Annotated in this window: 11 protein-coding genes; all 11 read left to right on the top strand. The window is 37.3% G+C overall.

Translation table 11 applies throughout. From position 1 onward, the window contains the following. The first annotated feature begins 36 nt into the window (after positions 1–36). A complete protein-coding gene (locus tag B4Z90_RS18605) occupies positions 37–558 on the top strand; it encodes an RNA polymerase sigma-70 factor (protein WP_112374928.1) in 522 nt (173 codons plus the stop codon). A gap of 52 nt (positions 559–610) precedes the next feature. Further along, positions 611–1762: a FecR family protein gene (locus B4Z90_RS18610; protein ID WP_112374927.1), complete on the top strand. Its 1152-nt coding sequence runs from the start codon at positions 611–613 to the stop codon at positions 1760–1762. 233 nt (positions 1763–1995) lie between these two features. Further along, positions 1996–5616: a SusC/RagA family TonB-linked outer membrane protein gene (locus B4Z90_RS18615; RefSeq protein WP_172462405.1), complete on the top strand. Its 3621-nt coding sequence runs from the start codon at positions 1996–1998 to the stop codon at positions 5614–5616. A gap of 11 nt (positions 5617–5627) precedes the next feature. Then, positions 5628–7100: a RagB/SusD family nutrient uptake outer membrane protein gene (locus B4Z90_RS18620; RefSeq protein ID WP_286802946.1), complete on the top strand. Its 1473-nt coding sequence runs from the start codon at positions 5628–5630 to the stop codon at positions 7098–7100. Between the two features lie 4 nt (positions 7101–7104). Beyond that, a complete protein-coding gene (locus B4Z90_RS18625) occupies positions 7105–8475 on the top strand; it encodes a substrate import-associated zinc metallohydrolase lipoprotein (RefSeq protein ID WP_146753070.1) in 1371 nt (456 codons plus the stop codon). Between the two features lie 3 nt (positions 8476–8478). Then, complete coding sequence (locus tag B4Z90_RS18630) at positions 8479–9810, top strand: DUF4302 domain-containing protein (protein ID WP_112374923.1); 1332 nt, start codon at positions 8479–8481, stop codon at positions 9808–9810. 70 nt (positions 9811–9880) lie between these two features. Next, positions 9881–10924 carry a hypothetical protein gene (locus B4Z90_RS18635; protein ID WP_146753069.1) on the top strand — a complete coding sequence of 348 codons (1044 nt, stop codon included), beginning with the start codon at positions 9881–9883 and terminating at the stop codon, positions 10922–10924. A 282-nt stretch (positions 10925–11206) separates the two neighbouring features. Continuing rightward, positions 11207–11767: a hypothetical protein gene (locus B4Z90_RS18640; protein ID WP_146753068.1), complete on the top strand. Its 561-nt coding sequence runs from the start codon at positions 11207–11209 to the stop codon at positions 11765–11767. Positions 11768–11796: 29 nt separating this feature from the next. After that, the gene (locus tag B4Z90_RS18645; protein ID WP_112374920.1) at positions 11797–12237 is read left to right on the top strand and encodes a hypothetical protein; all 441 of its coding nucleotides are present in this window, start codon (positions 11797–11799) and stop codon (positions 12235–12237) included. 479 nt (positions 12238–12716) lie between these two features. Beyond that, positions 12717–13244, top strand: coding sequence for an RNA polymerase sigma factor (locus B4Z90_RS18650; RefSeq protein ID WP_112374919.1), 528 nt, complete (start codon positions 12717–12719; stop codon positions 13242–13244). 46 nt (positions 13245–13290) lie between these two features. Continuing rightward, on the top strand, positions 13291–14442 hold the full coding sequence (locus tag B4Z90_RS18655) for a FecR family protein (protein ID WP_112374918.1): 1152 nt from the start codon (positions 13291–13293) through the stop codon (positions 14440–14442). The last annotated feature ends 135 nt before the right edge of the window (positions 14443–14577 follow it).

Genomic DNA, 14577 nt, shown 5'->3' on the forward strand with positions numbered 1-14577 from the left:
CTGTTTCTAATCAATTTTGTTATACCCGTTGGAATTATGGGCCCTGAAGAGAAGTTATTTAGAACGCATTATAAAAGCTTGTGTCATTTTGCATGGAAATTTGTAGGAGAATCTGCTATTGCAGAAGATTTGGTGCAAGAGGCATTTATTACATTCTTTAGAGAGCAGCAACGAATGGATGAATCCGAAACTTTTGTACGGAACTATTTATATACTGCGGTGCGGTTTTCTTGTCTGAAGCATTTAAGGCATGAAAAAGTAAAGGAAAAGTATTGGACCCGAGTAAAGTTCATTGAGGAAGATGCGCATTCAGTTGAGCTTTCTATGATTCATACTGAAGTGATCAATGAAGTCTATCGAATTATTGCTGAAATGCCAGTTGCTTGTCAGAAAATTTTTAAGATGGGTTATTTGGAAGGATTGTCGAATCTTGAAATTACTGAAAAACTTCAGATCAGCGTAAATACAGTGAAAACGCAAAAACAGCGTGGTATGAAGATTTTATTAGATAAGCTACACCCCGAATTTTTACCCTTTATTATTTTTTTATTAAAATAATTTTAATTTCCTGTCACCCTTGACGAATCTATAGGGTTTCTAACCTATAGATATGAAAGCTAATACCAATTACATAGCCAAACTCATCAATAAGTTGCTTCGTGGTCAAGAAACCATGACGGATCGGGATGCTATTGAGCAATGGCGGAAATCGGACAAAAGTAACGATGATTTGCTTGAAAGCTTTCGAGACGCAAAAAATATTGAGGAGGATCTTATCTTTTTGGACAATTTGGATGAAGATGGTGCTTGGCATAAAATTCAACATGTTTCCGCTAAAGCAAAGAGAAATTATAGACCACTTCTTCATGCGGCAGCCATTCTCGTGATATTGCTGGGAACATCGCTCTTTTATATCCTTCAGCAGAAAGGTAAAGTTTTAGAGAAAGTAGCAATTGTACATCCTGTAAAAGGGGATATTTCACCGGCGAAATCTGGAGCTTTACTCGTCCTGGCGGATGGATCGATCATGCCTTTGGAGAAATCTAACAAAGCAGTTGACCCGAAAATAGTTGCCTTAACGAATAAAGACAGTGTTGATCAACTGAATAATCCGAAAGCAGAGACTCGAATACAATTTAATACGCTGGTTGTTCCTAAGGGTAATTTTTATAAATTAAATTTAGAAGATGGCACCCAGGTTTGGGTAAATGCCAACTCTCAGCTTAAATTTCCTGTAAAATTTAAAGAAAATGAGCGTCGTGTCATTTTGGAGGGAGAGGCTTACTTTGAGGTCGCTCATGAAGCTAAGCGTCCTTTTGTTGTGGAATCTAGAGGAAGCGAAGTGAAGGTGCTGGGGACACATTTCAATGTTAACGCTTATAGTAGTAATGTCCGTACGACATTATCCTCGGGAAGAGTTCAAGTTAGCCATTCAGGAAATATTATTGTTCTTGAGCCCGGAGAGTATGCGAATCTCAAAGGTGAACTTCTCAGCAAAGGGAAGGCAGACTTAGATCACGATCTTTCCTGGCATAATAATCAGTTTTATTTTAAGAAAGAAACGATCGTAGAGATTGCCTCTACACTATCTAAATGGTACGATGTTCAGGTTCGATTTAAGAAAGATGTGGCGCTGGATAAGGTGTATAACGGTAATTTTAAACGCGATGTTAAGCTGTCCGAAGTTTTGGAAATGTTGACTTACGTCTGTGATTTGAAATTTGAGCTTCAAGGAAAAGAATTAATTGTCGAAAACAAATAAAAAGGAGTGCTTATGTAAGAGAAATAATACCTAACCTAAAGGTCTTACATGCAAAGTAGAACAGGAATGTTGCAGCATCCCTGTTCCGAAATGATCAAAAGGCCTAGAAATTTTTAAAGCGAATTAAGTAAACCCAATTAACCACAAAGAGTAAATGTATGAATAACTTACCATTTGGCAAAACGTGGCGACTGATACCTCATGACCCACGGTTTTGTAAACCTTTACGTATTATGAAAATTAGTACCTGCCTTCTTTTCGCCTTTGTGACCGGAGTTCAAGCCAATGGCCTTGCACAGAAAGTTACTTTGAAGATGAAAAATGCAAGGATTGAAGAAGCATTGAATGCGATTTCCAAACAATCCAATTTGCAATTATTTTATGGGGAGAATATTGATTCTAAGGTGAGGGTCAATGTGAACTTAAAAAATGCTTCAGTAGAAGAAGCATTGAATTCTGTCCTACGCAACAATCATATAGACTATAAGATTATAGCAAATACGATTTCAGTTAATGGCGAGGAAGGCAGTCGTTCGGATCGAAATGCGCTGCAACAGGGTATCTCTGGAACTGTTAAGAGTCAGGATGGAAAAGGGTTGAGCGGTGCAACAGTAACCGTAAAAGGAACCTCTATTTCAACACAGACTGACGACTTGGGCCATTTTAAAATCAATGCTTCTACATCGGCTGTTTTGGTTGTTCGGTATGTAGGATTTGGCACCCGGGAAGTCTCAATGGACGGTAAGTCAACCGTAAATATTACACTTACGGCTAATGATTTAAAATTAGACGAAGTCAACGTCGTTGCGACCGGATATCAGAATCTTGATCGTAAGTTTTTCACGGGGGCATCCACGAAAATTGATGCGAAAGAAGCCGAACGAGCTGGGGTTCCTGATGTTTCCCGGATGCTGGAAGGCCAAGCAGCGGGTGTCTCTGTTCAAAACGTATCTGGGACATTTGGTGCAGCACCAAAAATTCGGGTACGGGGCGCAACCTCATTAACTGGGGATAATAAACCCTTATGGGTAATTGATGGTGTTATCTTGGATGAGGCCGTCAATATCTCCAACGAAGCATTATCTACAGGAGATGCTAATACATTATTAGGGTCTTCTGTAGCAGGGCTAAACCCCGACGACATCGAATCGATTACTGTGTTGAAAGATGCTGCCGCAACTGCGATGTATGGTGCTGCTGCGATGAATGGAGTGGTCGTCGTGAATACAAAAAAAGGTAAAAATACAGATGGGCAGGTACATTTTAATTATTCTGGAAACTTTACGACCTATATTAAACCCAACTATAACCAATTCGATATCATGAATTCTGCTGAGCAGATGCAGTTGGTAATTGATATGGAAAACAAAGGTTACCTCAATCACTCTCAGGTTTCGAGAGCTGGAACAGGAGGGGTATTTACCAAAATGTATAACCTTATGTATGAGTATGATCCTAGCACTGATTCTTTCAAACTCAGAAATGATGCTCCTTCTCGTTATAATTTCTTACAACGTTATGCAAATGTAAATACAGATTGGTTTGACCTATTGTTTAGAAACAGTTTTGTACATGACCATTCGTTAAGTATGAGTACCGGAACTGCAAAGGCACAGACCTATGCTTCAACGAGTTTTATGAATGATCCTGGTTATACGCTTGGCAATCAGGCAAAACGTTTTACGGCGAATATTCGTAATAACTATAAGATCAATGATAAATTGAGTACAGAGTTTATTTTTCAGGGAAATATCCGTGATCAACGTACGCCTGGAACTCTAAATCGTAACTCCGATGCAGTTTATGGTAGTTATTCCCGGGATTTTGACATTAACCCATATTCCTATGCGCTCAATACCAGCCGTATTATTACACCTTACGATGAAAATGGTGACCTGGAGTATTTTACGCGAGATTATGCGCCATTTAATATCTTCAATGAACTCGATAACAATTACATCAAACTAAAATTGATGGATATTAAAGTTCAGGCGGGTTTAACGTATAAGATTTTGCCCTCCTTGACCTATTCAGCAACCGGAATGTATCGTTATTATAATTCCGAAAGGCAACATATGATCACGGAGAATGCCAACCTTTCTAAAGCCTATCGGGCAAACCAAGACCAAACTGTCAATAGCGGAAATCGCTTTCTTTACGCTGACCCCGATTTTCCAAATACCGATAAATATGTTATTCTTCCCAATGGAGGATTTTTTAATGTAGCCAATAACAATATGATCAGTTATTATATGCGGCACAATTTGGAATTCAACAAAAAGTGGAATGACCATACCATGAATTTGTTTGGAACTTATGAACTCCAATATGCAGATAAGCAGAGCCACGATTTTAATGGGCCAGGAATCGAATATGGAAATGGCAATCTGGTTTTACCTGCCTATCGGTATTATAAAAAGCAGATTGAATCCGGCGATTCGCCATTTGCGATGAATTATACTTACGACCGTAAACTCGCTTATGCATTGCGCGGTGCTTATAATTATAAAGATAAATACTCATTTAACTTTACAACCCGTTATGACGGGGCCAATAAAATGGGCCGTACGAATGTCGCAAGGTGGTTACCTACATGGAACGTATCTGGAGCATGGGATATCGATCAAGAGAATTTCTTTAATAGAGATAATAAGATCTTGTCACGCGCTAGGTTAAGGGGAACTTATGGTCTGGTTGCTAATATGGGGAATGCTTCTAATTCTTCGGCTGTTTTCTATAATGCTATTACTTATAGACCTTACGACGGAGAAAAAGAAGGCAAGATTAGCATAAATGGCCTGGAAAATTCCGAGCTAACCTGGGAGAAAATGTACGAACTTAATATTGGTACAGATTTAGGATTTTTGAACGATCGAATCGATCTGAATTTTGATTATTATAGGCGTAATATATTTGATTTAATTGGGCCAATTCGTACTTCAGGGATTGGTGGACAATTTGAGAAATTAGCAAACTACGCTGATATGAAAGGTCATGGGGTTGATATTCAGCTTGGCGGATATCCATTTAAAGACCCGAATGGTTTTACCTGGCGTACACAGCTTACACTTGGTTTTAACAAAACGAAAATTACCAAATTAAATGTAACCCGCAATATCTGGGATCTGATTTCAGGCGAAGGTGGAGCAATGGTCGGCAAACCTCATAGAGGTTTGTATTCTCTAGACTTTGATAAATTGGCCGCCAATGGAGGTTATCCGACCTATATCGGTACGGATGGTACTCCAGGTGAAACTTATTTCTGGTTTCAGGACAATCAAACGGAATTTCTTAAATATGAAGGACCTGTGGATCCGACGCTTGCCGGAGGCTACTACAACCGATTGGAATATAAAAATTTTAGTTTTTCCTTTTTGTTGAAGTTTGGTTTGGGCAATATGGTTCGTCTACAGCCTAATTATTCTCCTGTATATCTAGATATGTATAATGTATCAAGGGAACTGATCAATCGTTTTATTTACAAAGGCGACGAATATTTAACAGTAATTCCTTCTACACTCGATGGGTTAACTGCAGAATTTGATGTCCAGAATGCTGCTGGTGACCGTACGGCATCTGTTTATTCTTATAATGCTTACAACTATTCCTCAGAACGTGTAGCAAAAGGTGATTATCTACGTTTATCGCAAATTTCCGTGGGATATAATATTCCCAAATCTGTTGTCAGTAAAATTAAATTTAGAACTGCGCAAGTAAATTTGGTGGGTAATAACCTCTGGCTGATTTATTCCGATAAAAAATTAAATGGAGTCGATCCTGAGTTCTATAACAATGGAGGGGTAGCCTTACCCGTTCCGAAGCAAGTAACTCTATCTGTAAAATTGGGATTTTAAACGACTAAATTATGAAACTTACAAATCTTAAATATTTATTCATTTCTTCTACGCTGCTACTCAGCAGTTGTAACAAATATCTGGATCAGCAACCGGATATGCGCGCCGAGATCAATACGGTTGATAAAGTCAAAAGACTGATTACCTCAGCTTACCCTTTTGGTAATTATCTTGCTATGGCCGAAACCTATTCAGATAATGTGGAAGATAAAGGGGTAGGCGGTCTATACCAGCCAGTTCCTTTCTTATATTTTTGGCAAGACATCAACAACAATGATACAGACAGCCCCAATAGCTACTGGAATAATTGTTACGCAGCAATTGCAGCTGCAAACCATGCTTTGGCAGCAATTGAAACGAATAACTTCGGAAAAGAGATTGCAGCGTTCAAAGGCGAGGCTCTAGTTGCAAGGGCGTATGCACATTTTATGCTCGTCAATTTCTTTGCAAAAGTCTACGACTATAAAAATCCGGAGGCTAATACTTCACCTGGTATTCCATATGTTACTGAACCTGAGACAGTTGTAATTAAGAAGTATGATCGTGGAACGGTGAAATCTGTTTATGATAATATTCGGAAGGATCTGGAAGAGGGATTAGCACTTTTAGACGGGAATCCAGCAGAATGGAATGTACCAAAATACCATTTTACACCAGCTGCTGCGCATGCCTTTGCATCTCGATTCTATTTGTTTACAGGCGAATGGCAAAAAGTGGTTGACAATGCCAACAAAATTTTTGCAGGAGGAAATTTTGCAGGAAAATTAATCCCCTATAATTCCACATTCAAGAAAATGACCTTCGAGGAGGTGCATACGGTCTTTTCCAAAGCCGATCAACCTTATAGCTTGCTGATTAACGAAACTTACAGTGGTTATCAACGCTGGTGGAATAATCGTTATGCTATGGGTATCAATGTGTTTCAAAAGATTTATAATGGTACTACGGCTGCAGGAGCGAAGTTTTATAATTTCGGTGTCTCCTATGGTGCTCCACACTATACTACTTATATCTGGAAGGAATTTTGGTACGTAACAAATGCAACCGCAAATACAGGATTTCCTATGCTTATGGTCCCGGTATTAATTACAGATGAGGCACTAATGAATCGAGCAGAGGCCTATTTGGAATTGGGAAATAATGCAGCTGGTATTGCCGATATGAATTTAATGGCAAGCAATCGAATAGATGGTTACAATCCTACAAACCATGCTGTAACAGCTGCAAAATCCAAAGCATTTTTTGGTGTTCAAGATGATAAGGAAGCACTTATTCAGACGGTTCTACAATTTAAACAAGTTGGATTTATGTCGATGGGTTTACGTTGGTTCGATATTATTCGTAAAGGCATAACAGTAAGACATCTTGTTATTGCCAACGATGAGAGTGAGTCTTATATCGAATTAAAGCCTGAGGATCCAAGACGTGTTTTCCAGATCCCACAAGAAGCGAAGTTGTCAGGTGTTGAACAAAATCCAAGGTAATTTTATGAAAACGATAACAAAAACATGTATAATAGTCGGTCTGTTCGCTAGTTTATATTCCTGTGTAAAAGAGGAGAAGCTGAATACTAAAATTGAAAATTACGACACCTTTGTTCCAGGAACTATTGACGAATGGATTACAAAGAATTTGACCGATCCCTATAATATTGAAGTAGTCTATCGGTATCAGCGAAATATGCATGATATCAATAAAAATATAGCACCGGCAGACGAATCCAAGGTTATTCCACAAATGGATGTGGTAATTAATGGTTTTTTGGATGTTTATAAGAAAATTGGGGGAGTACCCTTTATAAAAACATACACACCCAAACAGTTTGCTTTATTTGGATCAGGTGACTACGATGTGGATGGTTCAGTAAAAGGTGGAACTGCAGACGGAGGTAGACGGATCACATTGTATGGGGTTAATAATTTTGACATTGCGAATTCAAATTCTGTAACTGGTAACCTTCAGGTTATTCACCATGAATTTACCCATATCCTTAATCAGATGAGATTTATCCCTGCTGAGTTCGGAAAAATCTGTGCAGGTGATTATTATTCGAATTGGACTGCACAGGAGAATGACCAGGCAAAAGCAAGATCATTGGGCTTCATTACACCTTATTCGAGAAAGTCGATAGGAGAAGATTTTGCTGAAGTCTTATCACATTTAATCGTCGCTGGTCAATTGTATTATGACGATTTTGCTTACGATAGTGGAAAGGATGCTTATCCCAAGTTTAAACAAAAAGAAGCGATTGTACGGGATTATATGATGCAGAATTTTAACATCGATGTAACGCAATTGCAGATTGAATTTCAGCGCGTCATGGCGGAAAAATATAAATCTAGCCGGTATTCCGCCACAACAGCATTGAGCAATGACTATGTTGGTTCGTTGGACTGGGATATCCGAAACACCTGGGGATTAGAAAACACGATTTCCAGCAAGCAAAGATCATTATTTATGGCAATTTTGGATGAGCTCGGAGGCTGGACCACCAAATCAATGACCTTCCAGTTTGTCTCCGCCACAAAGGCGACATTAAACATCGGTTTTGGCGATAATAGTGTAACCTACACGGCATCCTACGATTTTGATATTGTAAAAAATACAGACAATACATTTAAAATCGCTAAGTCGGCGACCCAAGGGACAGGCAATAATTATGGTAATGGTAACATTGACTGGGTATTAAAAGATACGAAACCCCTGATCGATTATTTGGGCAGTACTAGTTTTTCGGCCGACTGGAAACAAGTTGATTTGTCGGTCAATCCGAGCGATTATCTGCAATTTATGATCTTAAAAGATACAAAGGATCCAAATGCAACATTTATGGGCAAAGTAAATTTGAGGAAGTATTAGATTATGAAAAAGATATTTTATTTAATGTTTTTGGTCCTATTGGCTTTCAGTTGTAGCAAACCAAAAGAAATGGATCCCATATTCGGCAATCCCGATGATAGGATTTCCGATACATTATTGTATGTTAAAAAGACATTGGTAGATGCACCATATGGATGGAAAGCTTATACAACCACGGAGATATCCAAAGGGGGATATGGCTTCTATATGCAGTTTGGTGAAAATGATCGATTAAAGATGGTTGCGGATTTGAACGAGACTACGTCTTCCGTAATAAAAGAGTCTACCTATCGCATACGTCAGATAATGTATGCTACGCTTTCTTTTGACACGTATAACTATATTACTATGTTGCAAGACCCAGATCCAAGTGTTTTTGGTGGAACAGCTGGGAAGGGACATGGTAGTGATAATGAATACGATTACGTGAAGACCCATGGCGATACCTTGTTCTTTCAGGGACGGAAGTTTATTAAACCGCTTATTCTGGTTAAAGCAAAAGAAGATGAAGCAAAAAAATATACTTCGAAGGGCTATCTTGATGTAATTAATAAAAACAAAGCATTTTTTAAGAAAAACCCCTTGACCTCCATTGTTGTGGGCAATGTGGAAGCAGAATTGGCATTTGGTTTTCGAACCAAAAGAATGTCTATTATTACAGCCAATTCTGATGGAAGCTTTTCTTCTTCTTTTGTTGAATTCTGTAATACAATTGACGGTATTGAAATCGTTGGCGGCGTGCTGATAAATAATATTCAACTACAGCGTTTCATATGGAAAGATGAAAATTCTCTTGTTGGTCTTGACAAAGATGGTAAGGAATATCCGTTGAAAATTAATTCTTCTTCTGTGGTTCCGTATCTTACAGCGTTAGGGGCAAGTTTCTCTGTGATTACAATTCCGGATGTGACGACGTATAATGGCTGGAGTACAAATTTTGCAACACGTAAAGCGCAAGCAAAAGCAGGAATTAATAGATGGGCATTCGACGGGGTTAATTTCTTTATTTTAAGGACTATAGATTTTAAGTTCCAATCGGTTAATAAAAGGATGTCTGTTGTGTTTAATACGACATACGAAGGTTCGAAGACATTCAACCTAACCTATAACTATACCTATACAGTTGAAAATGGTAAATTTAAATTTACATTAAGTGGGACACCTACGGGAAATGATGGAGCACTTTACAACGATGTTCGCTATTTACTGCAGGAGCGGATTAATGTTGACACGTTTGAACTGGGGTACTTTGTGAATTCCGAAACCGGAGAAGTCATGTCTCAATTTAAGAGCGTTGAGCATCCTGATTTTTATTTTACAGGTCAAAATAATTAATGTTTTATTTCAGTATCGATCGGGCGGTGGTCGGGTCGATACTGATATTTCTATTTATAATGATGTTGCTATGAAAGAATTTTATAAAAGTATTTTAATTCTTGGATTACTGTTTATTGGGGGATGTGGTAAAAATTCATTAGACCCAAATAGGTCGCAAAAATTTGCTGCTAGTAAAGACAACGAGTTTATTGAGAAGGTAGTTGTTTCAGCTACAGAATTTAATTCTTGTGCAGAAAAATACAATGATTCTACGATGCGATATATGAGATATGCTGGTACACATGACGTGTCAAATTACGACTTTGCAACGAAAATGTCGCAGCTGATTCAATCAGGTTTGGCATGCTCAGCTTCAACATCACCGAATACACCTGTTGGACCTCAGCCATGGACTCCCAAGCCAATCGACGTGAATATAGATTATACTCCTGATGTAATTTATACTTATTTAGATAATCCTTCGCATTATATCGGTTCTTCCAATTTGACGACAATGAAATGTTTGATTTCTTCGTACAAATCTCTTATAGCTCAGAACCTGATTGTAAGTGATATCAATGAAAGAACTTTGTTGTTTTCTAAGCAGGTCGTAAATGATGGCTATGAGAATGTCTATATTAATCCTTTACCACATTATGATCCTTGGAGTGGATTTTATCTTTTAGCAGCGATACAGACCTTGGTAGGAACAAGAGACATTAGTGAACAGATCTATAATCAATATTTTGCTGGTAATTCAAATGAAACCATTGTTTATCCTGTTGTTCAAAATATTGGTTGGATATATATAGGTAACACTGGCGGGCCGAACCAAGAAAATATTCTTCCTGAGGTTCAAAAAACTGTACAGATAAATTATAATTCTAGCTTCGCTTTATATGCACCAACTTGGGAAAAGATTTATCAAGATCCGCGAATAGAGCCTATGCCTAGTACTAGCATATATTTTAATGGTTTTAACAATAAACTGTACTCCAATAGTAGCTTTACCCAATATGTACCAGATGGCTTATATAGATTACCAGCAGAGCATCAAAGTTTGTATGAGAAGAATCATTTTATTGTTGAAATAAAAAATGGTGAGATCTATAAGCAGTTTGGAAAATCTTAGATAATACGGCTAAGCCAAGTGAGCAAGATTATGATAAAAATTCTTAACCTACTTATCTTTTTTTCAGTTCTTATTTTTTGTGCTTGTTATAGGCATACTCATGTGATAAAGACTGAAATTATAGGAAAGCTTCCCATATCAGCTCCCTTCTATATCGATTTATATAGTTTCGAGACAGGTGAAAAGATGATGTCTGATACATTAGATTAAGAAGATTTTGTTTTAACTAGTAAATCGCTCCCAAAGGGGATTTATCAAATAGTTTTTTCGTGGGAGCGGAATGTGGTGAAGCCGCAGGAGATTGAGCGATTTGCCCGTCAGCCTGAACTTGGTACACCAAAGTATTATATTTCAACTATATTTTGGCTCGATCCCAATGAGTCCGGAAAATATAAGTTCTTGCTTGAAAGTCCTGGTAAACAAGCGGAGTTAGAAGAACTACTGTTGGCTAAAAATGGAAGCGAATCTATTAAAATGGCGGTTGTATCAGGTGGAAAAAACAACAAGTTATATAATGAATACTTAACATTAGTGGATCGTTATAAGGATAAAAACAGACATCAAAAAGATAGTCTTCAGCAAGTAGCAGTACGTTATAGTGATCATAGATTCTTGCAAGAAGAAGGTCGAATACAAAAGCTCTTATCAAAAGACTGGTTGGTTGATGTGAAGAACGAACTGTTAACTGAAGAAATCGATTTTATGAAAGAGAATATTGACAATGAGGTCATTCATCGTATTTATCAAATTCAGTTAAACAATAAAGAAGATGTCGAACGGTATCGTGAAATATATAACTTGTTTCAATTTAACGTGAGACAGAATTTGGCCAATAGTAATTAAAATAATAGACCTATTAAAAATCATTAGTTATGAGAGAAGTCTTTAAAACACAGATAAACTTCGGTAGTTATATCTGGGGAGTTGCGATGATTATATTTATCGTGATGCTATCTTATGGAGGTCTTGAAAAAGGACTGTATCTAGGCACACTATTGTTATTTGGCGTATTCGCGATAACTTGGTATTTTACATTCTTTTATAAAAGGTATTGGATTGAAGGTGATAAGCTTTTTATTAAGACAGTCTCGGGTACAAAGTCTGTAGATATTACTTCTATATGTAAATTAGAAACTGATAAGGTAGACTGGTTTGGTACGATGAGACTTACAATTTTAAGGCCTTATAGAAAAGGAATGGTACTGCACTATAATAAGATCGACGATATATTCGTTGATCCAGAAAATCCTACCGAATTTATTGATAAATTAAAACAGATTGCACCGAATATCGATGTCATAGCAGGTAAATAGTTTACCGTTTTGAGTCACTTATATCGAACCAAATCTGTTGTTAGATTCTAAAGTTACTTATGCTAAACGACTCTGGCTTCCTTCTAATTGGAGATTCAGTGATATAGTCGATAAATCGCCATAAATAGAGCGTCCTGTATAGTAGATTGTAGCTATTCCTTAGGAATATAAGCTGAAAAGGATAACAGTACAATTCTTGTTACAATACAAATTGGCTTTTTGGGAACAAACTCATTTTGTGTGTTATTCTTTGTTTTTACTTCCTTTTAAGCAATTATCTTTTATTTTTCATTGCCGATTTTCTAAGTTCATAAGGAAAAAAGAGAGTATGAAATTCTGCTTGGTAACTTTTTTGTGTGAATAGTAAAAAATATTTAGCACTTTTACCAAACAATTATTAAGCACTTACATGTAAGTGCACATACATGTCCTAAAATATCCGCTACGAAGTACAATTTGTAGTCGCGGGATCTTTAACGATGCAGAAGGAAGAAGTATTATTTAAAACACACTATAACGGGTTGTGCCACTTTGCTTGGAAAATTGTTGGTGATTTAGCTGTAGCTGAAGACCTGGTTCAAGATTCATTTGTCGCTTATTTTAAAAACACCGATCAGGTCAGCGACAATGAGATTGCCGTTAAAAATTACTTGTATAGTTCGGTTCGTTTCGCCTGTTACAATCATATTCGCCACGAAAAAGTACAACAAAGATATTGGAATGTTGTCGGTTTTACAGAAGAGGATAATATAGCCCTTGAATTGAACATGATTCATAGCGAGGCTATCCAGGAAATTTACAGAATTATCGAACAGATGCCAACCTCTTGTCAACAAGTCTTTCGCCTTGGCTATTTAGATGGCTTGTCTAATCTTGAAATAACCCGGGAATTGAAAATTAGCATCAATACCGTAAAAACCCAAAAACAGCGCGGTATGAAAATGCTTTTAAAACGACTAAATCCTGAGTTTTTACCCCTTATTATATTTTTGTTAAAAAATATTTAAATTCTTGTCACCCCTTTTCCTGCCTTAAGTTTCTTTACTGTACAATATGGAAGAAAACTCAGGGCATATCTCTCAGCTGCTTCAAAAATTTTTATTTGGTCAATTGACCGAATTAGAACAAAAACAATTTGAAGAGTGGCTACAAGCTAGTGACCAAAACAGACGGCTTCTAGAATCATTTCGAAAAGCAAAGAGTATTGAACAAGATTTAGCTGTTGTTAAGCAATTGGATGCAAATAGAGCTTGGGAAAAGCTTAACAGCAGGAATAATAAATCTAATTATAAGTGGTTTATCAGTATTGCCGCATCGTTACTTCTATTGGCCACATTTTTCTATCTATGGCAGAGCAGTTATTTGAAGACAGATGAAGATGCTGTACATAATCTAACTTTGAATTTGGAGCAGGATGTCGAACCCGCACAGAGTGGGGCTATTTTACATTTGTCCAATGGTGAAAAAGTTGTGCTTAATAACAAGACGTCCAAAACCTACCATACAAATAAGACATTTGTTGGAAATGGCGCGGAATTAATCGTTAAAAACGATAAAAACCAGCAAGTATCTCGTTTGAATTCGCTCATAGTGCCACGTGCAAGTTATTATAAAATCACTTTGAGCGATGGTACCAAAGTTTGGGTTAATGCACAGTCGAAATTAAATTTTCCGGCGCAATTTTCAGCAGATGAAAGAAGGGTGAGTTTAGAGGGAGAGGCCTATTTTGAAGTGGCACATGACGCTAAAAAGCCTTTTTACGTTGATTCAAAAGCTGGAGAAATCAAGGTTTTGGGTACGCATTTCAATGTATTCGCTTACCACGATGATATCCGTGCAACGCTAGTCGAAGGTAAAGTAGAGGTGCGACAAAAGGAAAATAAATTAGAATTGAATCCAGGTGAATTTGCTTCCCTTTCGAAAAATAATATGATAAAGGGGAATGCTGATATTCAGCAGGATTTAGCTTGGCATAACAATGAATTTTACTTTAAAAAGGAAACGATTGTAAATATTGCTCATCAACTGTCCCGATGGTACGATCTGGATGTGAAATTTAGGGGCAATGTGCAACTCAGCAAAGAATATAGCGGTAGTATACAGCGCGATGTAAAACTTTCTCAAGTGTTGGAGATGTTATCGTATGTCAGTGACCTTCGATTTGAAGTTCACGGTAAGGAATTGATTATTGAGAACAAAAGCTAACTTATTTTAAAATATAAAACTAATTCAGCAAGGCTTATGATATAATATTACTATCCAATCATTAAAGTGCCCCAAAAAAAGAGAACAGGAATGTTGGCGCATCCCTGTTCAGAAATGTGATCAAAGGGCTCATAA

This window comes from Sphingobacterium sp. UBA5639 (assembly GCF_002421245.1).
Lineage (GTDB): Bacteria > Bacteroidota > Bacteroidia > Sphingobacteriales > Sphingobacteriaceae > Sphingobacterium > Sphingobacterium multivorum.

Excerpts from the sequence above, each read along its gene's own strand:
- B4Z90_RS18605 (WP_112374928.1), top strand. The coding sequence starts at position 37 with ATGGGCCCTGAAGAGAAGTTATTTAGAACGCATTATAAAAGCTTGTGT.
- B4Z90_RS18610 (WP_112374927.1), top strand. The coding sequence starts at position 611 with ATGAAAGCTAATACCAATTACATAGCCAAACTCATCAATAAGTTGCTT.
- B4Z90_RS18615 (WP_172462405.1), top strand. The coding sequence starts at position 1,996 with ATGAAAATTAGTACCTGCCTTCTTTTCGCCTTTGTGACCGGAGTTCAA.
- B4Z90_RS18620 (WP_286802946.1), top strand. The coding sequence starts at position 5,628 with ATGAAACTTACAAATCTTAAATATTTATTCATTTCTTCTACGCTGCTA.
- B4Z90_RS18625 (WP_146753070.1), top strand. The coding sequence starts at position 7,105 with ATGAAAACGATAACAAAAACATGTATAATAGTCGGTCTGTTCGCTAGT.
- B4Z90_RS18630 (WP_112374923.1), top strand. The coding sequence starts at position 8,479 with ATGAAAAAGATATTTTATTTAATGTTTTTGGTCCTATTGGCTTTCAGT.
- B4Z90_RS18635 (WP_146753069.1), top strand. The coding sequence starts at position 9,881 with ATGAAAGAATTTTATAAAAGTATTTTAATTCTTGGATTACTGTTTATT.
- B4Z90_RS18645 (WP_112374920.1), top strand. The coding sequence starts at position 11,797 with ATGAGAGAAGTCTTTAAAACACAGATAAACTTCGGTAGTTATATCTGG.
- B4Z90_RS18650 (WP_112374919.1), top strand. The coding sequence starts at position 12,717 with ATGCAGAAGGAAGAAGTATTATTTAAAACACACTATAACGGGTTGTGC.
- B4Z90_RS18655 (WP_112374918.1), top strand. The coding sequence starts at position 13,291 with ATGGAAGAAAACTCAGGGCATATCTCTCAGCTGCTTCAAAAATTTTTA.